Source organism: Acaryochloris sp. IP29b_bin.137, assembly GCF_028285745.1.
GTDB lineage: Bacteria > Cyanobacteriota > Cyanobacteriia > Thermosynechococcales > Thermosynechococcaceae > Acaryochloris.
Genome location: NZ_JANQOP010000207.1, coordinates 1 through 8,457 on the forward strand (window position 1 = coordinate 1; position 8,457 = coordinate 8,457).

General features: G+C 50.3%; 5 protein-coding genes. 1 reads left to right on the forward strand and 4 read right to left on the reverse strand.

All coding sequences use genetic code 11. From position 1 onward, the window contains the following. The first annotated feature begins 266 nt into the window (after positions 1–266). Positions 267–1,469, forward strand: coding sequence for a glycosyltransferase family 2 protein (locus Q0991_RS14725; RefSeq protein WP_299489525.1), 1,203 nt, complete (start codon positions 267–269; stop codon positions 1,467–1,469). A gap of 23 nt (positions 1,470–1,492) precedes the next feature. Here Q0991_RS14725 and smc read toward each other — a convergent pair whose 3' ends face one another. The 4 genes from smc to Q0991_RS14745 form a co-directional block, all read right to left on the reverse strand. Beyond that, positions 1,493–5,143, reverse strand: a complete 3,651-nt coding sequence (gene smc, locus Q0991_RS14730; RefSeq protein ID WP_299489526.1) for a chromosome segregation protein SMC — start codon at positions 5,141–5,143, stop codon at positions 1,493–1,495. A gap of 400 nt (positions 5,144–5,543) precedes the next feature. After that, the gene (locus Q0991_RS14735) at positions 5,544–7,214 is read right to left on the reverse strand and encodes a hypothetical protein (RefSeq protein ID WP_299489527.1); all 1,671 of its coding nucleotides are present in this window, start codon (positions 7,212–7,214) and stop codon (positions 5,544–5,546) included. A 70-nt stretch (positions 7,215–7,284) separates the two neighbouring features. Next, positions 7,285–7,674 (reverse strand): RidA family protein, encoded by a 390-nt coding sequence (locus Q0991_RS14740; protein ID WP_299489528.1) that lies wholly within the window; start codon positions 7,672–7,674, stop codon positions 7,285–7,287. 79 nt (positions 7,675–7,753) lie between these two features. Next, positions 7,754–8,457: hypothetical protein (locus tag Q0991_RS14745; RefSeq protein WP_299489529.1), on the reverse strand; the 704-nt coding region annotated here is incomplete at its 5' end.

Consider the following 8,457-nt stretch of genomic DNA (forward strand, 5'->3'; position numbering starts at 1 on the left):
GCCGTCAAGAGCAAAAAGTGAGAGTTTATGACCAGCGACTTAAATCCCCTTTAAGGGGCTCTTCCAAGCCTCCGGTTTTACCGGAGGTGTTTGACTCCCAGCAATAACTCGGCCCCACCAGGATATTGTTATCGACCCCTTGGCGAGCCAGTGTTGGCAAGTCAAGGCCTAAGGGAAACCTAAGAGGGGTGAGCGTCCTTTTCCCAGCACTTCCAAAGTCCAAATGATTTGGCGAACATTCTGTGTTATTTCAATGGCTTTTGTGTTTGATTAGTCCTGTTCTCCTATGGACGATTGCGATAGCTGTACTGATTCCCAGCACAGTTTTTTGCATCGAATGTCTCGCCAATATCTGGGCACCCGGCTTAGATGAAGAAGGCACTAATGACTTTTCAACTAGCTTCAATATCCTTATTCCAGCCCATAATGAAGCTGAAAAAATTAGCTTGACGCTTCAAGGTCTGATTTCAGAGGTTTGTGAAACGGATCGGATTGTTGTCATTGCTGATAATTGCACCGATGCAACGGCAAAGATTGCTCGTGCTCATGGGGTTACAGTTTTCGAGCGAGATAATTCTAGTCAGCTTGGCAAGGGATATGCTTTGGACTTTGCCCTAGAGCAATTGCAAATGCATCCACCAGAGGTGGTGATTGTTGTTGATGCGGATTGCCAGGTATCCCCAGGTACGGTCGCTCTATTGGCGGCTCAAGCACACCTACAGCAGCGCCCGATTCAAGTCACCTATTCTATGGAACTCGGTGAGCAAGGCACCATAACTGATCGCATCTCTGCCTTTGCCATTAAGGTGCGAAATGTGGTTCGCTCCATTGGGATGGCTCGGCTGGGCTATCCCTGTGTTCTAGCGGGTTCAGGGATGGCGTTCCCCTGGGATATTTTGCAAAAGGTTTCGCTAGCGGGCAGTAAATGTGTAGATGATATGCAATTGACGATCGATCTTGCGATCGCAGGTCATACGCCCACCTATACAACAGCAGGCCAGGTCACTGGACGGTTGATGCAGAACCAGGCGGCTCAAAGTCAACGGTCTCGCTGGGAACATGGTCATTTAGAGGTGATTTTTACTCAGGTTCCCAAGTTGCTATGGGAGGGTTGGCGACAGCAGCGGTTTGATCTCGTTATGCTGGCCCTAGACTTATCCGTGCCGCCCCTGTCGCTTTTAGTCTTGCTGTGGTTATTGGCTTTTAGTCTCTCAGGTTTATTCTGGGTTCTGGGATGGGTTTCCTGGTTTCCCTTGGCGGTGCTAGCCCTGGCTGGCAGCTTACTTAGTCTTGGACTGAGTGTAGCTTGGGTGAAGGTTGGCCGACAGGATCTACCGATGTTGACCCTCTTCTCAATTCCGATTTATCTGTTTTGGAAATTGCCAATTTACCTTAAGTTTTTTGTCCGACCTCAAACGCGGTGGCTCAAAACTGAGCGAGATATTGAACCGGAAACGTCGAAGCAATAAGAAATTTCAAGCGATAGCCGCGATCAGGCTTCTACCGGTGTTGCGGGTTCGGCGGCCGTGGGGCGCAACTGCATACCAATGACTTGGGTATGGGTGCCGCGAGCCTGGGTGACGCCAATGGTGCGATCAGACGCTTCAATCATGGGTCGCCGCAGACTGACCACAATAAACTGGGCTTGCTTAGCCTGCTTTTGGATCATTTTAGAGAGGCGCTCCACGTTAGCCCCATCCAAGAACATATCGACTTCATCAAAGGCATAGAAGGGAGACGGTCGATAGCGCTGGAGGGCAAAGATAAAGCTCAGGGCTGTCAGGGATTTTTCTCCCCCAGACATGGAGGCCAAACGCTGGACGGGTTTGCCTTTGGGATGGGCCACCAAGTTGAGGCCACCTTGAAACGGGTCTTCAGGATTATCGAGCTGTAAGTGGCCGTCACCATCAGAGAGTTCCGCAAAGATACTTTGGAAATTGACGTCAATGGCATCAAAAGCCTCCCGGAAAGACTGGTAGCGTAGGGTACGGAAGTTTTCAATCCGGAGAAGCAGTTCTGTGCGCTCAGATTCTAAGGTGGTCAGTTTATCCGTTAATTCCGCCAGCCGCTCTTGGGTGCGCTCGTATTCTTCAATGGCCAGCATATTCACTGGCTCCATCGCCTCTAGGCGTTTTTGCAGCTTTTGCAATTCCTGGCGGAGCTGCTCTAAGGTCAATTCTTCTGGAATTTCGGGTAGTGGATCGGGGAGGTCAGCAGTTTGGGCTTGGAGCTGAGTTTGCAGTTGCTGGATCAGATCCTGTTGTTCTTGCTGCTTTTCTTGGGTTTTCTGAATTTGCCAGAGCAGCTGTTGATGGGCAGCGGTGCGCTCTTGCAGATGTTTTTCGACGCGATCTCGTTCTTGTTTCTCACTGCCTAAGCGCTCTTCCAATTTGGCTAAGTCTGTTTGCAAGGTGGCGATGGTGGCTTGAATTTGCTGCTGCTGTTCCTGATTTTCGGCCTTTTGGGTGACCTGAGTTTCTGTTTGGGTTTGCAGAGTTTTCAAGGTCACTTCTGCCTGTTCTTGTTTTTCTTGCAGACGTTCCTGGCGACTAGTCAGTTCTTGAATCTGCTGCTGCACTTCCCGTAGGGCTTGTTCTCGGCCAGCAACGATCGATTCTTGTCCTTGAATCTGGTTTTGCAGGGTCTTCCATTCGCCGTGGGTTTGGGACTGTTCCAGCTCTTCTAAGGATTCTCGCAGTTGTTCTAATTCTGCTTCTTGTTGGGGCAGATCGGTTTGCAGAGTCTGGAGACGATCCTGCGCACCTTTTAGATCCGAGCCGTAGGTTTGCCGCTGTTTTTCCAGGTGGGCTTGTCGATCCGCCAACACCTTGAGTTCTTTTTGTAACTGCTCGGTTTTGAGCTGAACCTCGCGATGTTGCTGACGTAAACCACTTAGCTCTTGATGTTTACTGGCTAACTTAGCTTGAGTCTGTTCGATTTTGTTTTCTATCGGCTGTAGCAACGTCGCAATTTCCGACAAGCGCTGCTTCAGAGCCATAATGGCGGCTGATTCCCCTGCTTCGCCCGTGCCAAAGTGAAGGGTGTTATGGCGGTTGCGGCTACCCCCCGTCATGGCACCCGTGGGTTCGAGCAGTTCGCCATCTAAGGTAACCATCCGGTATTTGCCGATATGGCGACGGGCTTCACTCAGGGTTTTGAAGACGACAGTATTTCCAAACACATAGGCAAAGATCGGCTCATAAATCGGGTCAAAGTCGATCAGCTCAATGGCAAAATCGATGGCCCCCGAGGCAGTTAAAGACGGTAGTCCCTTCGGAGAGCGCATTTTATTCAGGGGTAAGAAGGTGGCTCGTCCGCCCCGCTCCCGCTTCAACAGTTCAATCCCAGCTGAAGCGACGGCGTCATCATCGACGACCAAGCAGCCAAGGCGACCGCCCGCCGCGATTTCTAAAGCGGTTTGATAGTGGGAATCCACTTGCCCCAGTTGAGCGACTAGACCATGGACCCCTGCCAACTTAGCCTTACGAATAATATGGGTGGCATGGGTGCCCTGGACTTCTTGCTGGGCCTGTTCTTGGGCTTCTAGTTTATCGAGCTGGCGCTGCTTTTCTTGCTGTTCTCGCAGCAGTCGATTTTGGGTTTCTTGCTGGGTATTGATCTCGTGATCGATTTCTGCGATCGCACCTGCACATTCTTGCACCTGCTCTTGCCGCTGCAGGACCTCAGCCTCAGCTGCATCGAGCAGTTCTTGGGTCTCCGTGAACTCTTGAGCAATTTGCTGAACGGATTGCTGCTGGAGGTCGCTTTGGCGATCAAGTTGCTGGACTCGTTCCTGCAGTTGAGCCTGCTCCGCCCGCTGAGGTTCTAAAGCTTGCAGAGCCGTTTTGATTTGCTGATTCAGGTGGGATTGCTGCTCCATCCAGGCATCCGCAGACTGGGCAATGGCCTGAGCCTGCTGTCGGGTGGTCTCCAGGGCTTGCTGGGCCTGATCGCGAGCCTGGGTTAACCGAGGAATTTCAGTCGTTTCCAGAGTTTGTTGCTGTTCTCCAACCTGTTTAATCTCAGCCTGAAGCGTTTGCAGTTGCTGTTGCGTATTTTGGATGGATTGGGCGATTTGCTGTTGGGACTGTTCTAGCTCCCCCTGTTGGCGCTGGAGCTGCTTCAGTTCAGCTTCCTGGGTGGCAATTTGAGCTTGGAGGGCCAGATGTTCTTCTTCCCCTAAGGCTTTCACTTGGGCATTGAGGGTCACCAGCTTTTGGGAAATGTCTTCTAATTCTGCCGCTAATGCTGTGGCTTCGGCCTCTAGTTTGGTTTGGGTTTGCTGTTCCGATTCCAGCTGTTTTTGCTTCTTTTCAATCTGGGTTTGTAAATCACGCCAGACTAAAACCCCTTCCCACGCCGCTTTCGATTGCAGTTCAGTGCGCAGTTTCTGATACTTTTCCGCTTTGATGCGATCGCGGGCCAATCGTTCGCACTGATCATTCAGTTCCTGCTCAACGATGCGAGAGCGCTCTTCCTGTTCTTTGACCGCATCCAGCTTGTCTTTAGCCTGATTAATGCGGCGATCAAAGTTAGCAACGCCAGCCAGCTCGTCAATAATTTCCCGTCGCTGCCGGGAATTCATGGAAATAATGCTGGTGACGTCCCCCTGGAGGACAACGTTATAGCCCTCTGGATAAATGCGTCGGCGATTGAGCTGCTCATGCAGTTGGGTGAGGGTGCAAGACTCACCATTGATCGCATAGGACGAGGTATAAGTGCCTTGCTTGGTGACCCGTAATTTTCGAGTCACCTGCCATTCATTCGGTGCGAGATTCGACTCCGTATCAGGTTTTGGTATTGCAACCGTATCAGTATGTCGTTCTGCTTCTTCTGCCTCGGCAGCTTCCGCTGCGGCTAACTCTTCCAGCTCTTGGGGGGAGAGTTCGAAGGTTACCGTGACTCGGGTTTCTGCGATCGCATGTCCCCGCTTAATTTGGGCATGATTCACCAGGTCTGGCAAACGTTCGGCCCGCATTCCGCGCGACCCTGCCAGTCCCAGGGCGAATAATAAAGCATCCAATAAATTGGATTTCCCGGAGCCATTGGGACCACTAACGACCGTAAATCCTGGCAACAAAGGGATGGCAGTGGTGCTACCAAAAGACTTGAAATGAGAAAGCTCTAGCTGTTTTACGAACACAAATTAATTCAGTCGAACTAATGTGGCGGGTATTTAAGGAATATCTGATTCAGAGCCAGCGTGATCAGAATTGCCAACAGGTTAGCATGACTGTTTCAATTTGAAGCTTTAGTATTAATAAATTTTTGTTTCTTCGTTCTAGCGTCTAAAGGGCAATCATCTGGTCAGCAGCAGATAGGTCAGGCTTGGAAGTTAGAGTTGCGAAATGGATCACAAGGATACAGCGTTTTGGATTTTGCTGCGTACATTACCAATTTAATGACCATGGCTTGGCCGAATATGGCTGGATCCAAGGCTTTACAATGACGGATAAAACTGTACGAGATTGGGAAGAACAAGTTCTGCCTTATTTTGCAGAATAGTTTCAGGTCAAACAGAAGATCTAGCTTGTGGACAAAACCTATAGAGGGATAGACAAATTCGCTGTTTGTCTTTGGGTATAGAGCACATTGCTTTTGGTCGTTTGCGTAATTTCTACTTGATATTGAATGTCATAGCCCGGTTTTAACCAAGCCCTGAAAAAAGGCTGAACATTCAACGTATAAATATTTTTATCGATACTCACGCCCTCACTGGGCCGACCCATTGGCGGCACTTGAAATGCTACGCTATGACGAGCCTGATAGGTATTTGTTTCAAGACCACTGGCAGATTGTTTACTCAGGCAGGTGACGTTCAGTTTTGTGTTTCGGAGAAGCGATCGCACATCGCCATCATCCACCAATACCAACTGCCCCACCTGTCGATGGCTCGCCTCCTCATCAATGCGGAAAGACTGAACTCGATTGGGTGAAAACCCGCCCGTAATGGTCATTACCGTCAGTGGGTTCTGTTGTTTCAACTGATATTCCAGGGTTCCCGGCAGTTCAAAATCCAGTTGACCTTGGTTATTTTGCACCTGAATGGTTGCACCTATTTTGGTATTGCTCACCTCTAATTCAGCAGGTGACTTAGGTGCGTTCCAATCGATACGGTAGTTGAGACGGGCAGTGGAATCCAAATAGGTGTAGGTATCAGGGACTTTGGAATTGGGATGGAGTTGCGATCTCAATCCACTCTTCTCAGTCCAAATATTTTTCACCAAGTCAACCTGCTGGCCCATCAGCTGCTCCAGTGGGGCATAGTACTGCACTTTTTCTTGGGGAATATCCTTACGCGGAACCATCACCACTTGACCGTATCGCCCCTCTCGACCTGCTTGACCATCCTGGCCGTCTTTACCCGCTGCCCCACCCGTACAGTGGAAATGTTCAGTCTTATAAACACCGCCATACTCCCAGCGATAGGCCCACTGGGAATTGCCCATGTCCAGGGTTGGGTGATGGTGTTTATGATCAATTCTCTGACTGCCCGTACAGGGATAGGTTTTGGTTTTGTCTTTAATCCAGGGAGCATCGGCCACGCCGCGCTGCTTGCGATAGCGCTGCCACTCGCAATAGTTCACCTGCCAAGCAGTATCGATGCAGCCACACCCATACCCACCGGGTGCACCGAGTCCTGCTTGCCCCCCTTGTCCCCCGGCATTATTTAGGGTTAAGGCTTTCAGTTGAGCTGATTGAGCATAATAAATCCAAACTTTACCGCCATCCCCTCCACGACCACCATTACCGCCTCGACCGCCTCGTCCACCGTCAGCCCCTGTGAGGTTGTAGTCAGGGTGAGCTGAGTGATCACAGCCATAAGCATTCTCACCCAACTGACCATCTTGTCCCGATGCCCCAGAGCTACCCGCCACATCGACCGTCATCGGTGAACCCGTTAGGCGGATTTGGGTTTCCTGACCAGACGTCCCATTCCGACCATTGGCTCCATCTCGTCCCTTGCGTCCATCCCCCCCAAAGGTTTGAGTGCCCCAAGCAATCAGAGGCTGCAACGTGGTGGGGATAGGCTGGAGCGAATAGGCAGCGCTAAATGGAGAAAAGTGGCCCAATAGAAGAGTCAAGGTACAGGCACACAAACCCAACACCCAATAGAGTTTCCGCTTCAAAAACCGCATGCTGATATTAGGAGTAAAGAGGACAGATTGAGGGGAACTGGCCAACTTAAAACCCAAGACCGCTGGTTCATTCATCAATGCGGGTTGGCGTTACCGTAATTTCCTACGACTGCAGATGATTCGTTTAGGTTCCGGGTCAACGGCCCTAAGCCACCGCAATACAGTCGATTTCTACTAAGACATCCTTGGGTAACCGGGCTACTTCCACGCAGGCACGGGCAGGTGCAGTAGCTTCATCAAAATAACGGGCATAAATATCATTCACTGTGGCGAAATCATTCATATCTGCCAGGAAAACCGTTGTTTTGACTACCTGAGACCAACCGACTCCTGCTGCGGTCAAGACAGCCTCCAAATTTTTCATCACTTGCTCCGTCTGCTGGGCTACATCATCGCCACCCACTAAGACACCCGAAGCTGGATCTAAGGCAATTTGCCCTGATGCGAACACCATTGCCCCCTGGGCTCGAATGGCTTGGTTATAGGGACCGACCGGAGCAGGAGCATGATCGGTACGAATCACATCATGGGACATAGAGCACAGCCAACTAAACACTTGCGATGATCCTGCCTGGTTGTGGAATCGTCGTCAACTGATGGCTGATGGTCTTGAATTAAGACTCACCTTCGATCACATAGTCAAAATTACCTTCACCCACATTTTCTGTGAGGGTTTTCAAAATCTTATTCGGGTCATCGTAAGGGCCACAAAAGTAGCAGGGCTTGCCATCACGGCCACAGTCTAACTTGCCTTGGCCACTCCATTCGCCTAAATGGGCTTTAGATTTTTGGAAATCTCGATGGGGCTTGAACCCTAACCCTTCTGCATAGTCAATCACGCTGTAAACCATAGCTTGCGCTTGGTCTAAGGAAATTTTTTGAGGTGGTTCATCAAACCCTTGATACGCCTGGTCAATAAAATAGGCATAGTCTTGGGTGCTGAACTTGCGAGGTCCTATCGTATCTTTAAGCCCTAAGCACCAATAGTCCAGCAGATAAGTACAAATTACAAAACGGTTGTGGCCAGCTTTCCGGGTCACCGTCACAATCGCCATGCCTTGAGATTCATCTTCCACTGTTGCTGTCGATGGTGTAGGGGTGTTGAAGAAGTGGTCAACTGCATCTCCATTGGCCCAGCACTCGAACAACGGATCAAGGGTAGCCGTTTTACCATGAGCGAGGGTATGTTCTTCGGCCTGAGCCCGGATCACGGCTGAGACGGCATGGTTTAAAAACAGGAGATTTTGGGTTACACCTCCACGGCAAAATAAACCATCATTTTTCGATGGCTTGAGGTCTACTTCTACCCAATCAGGTC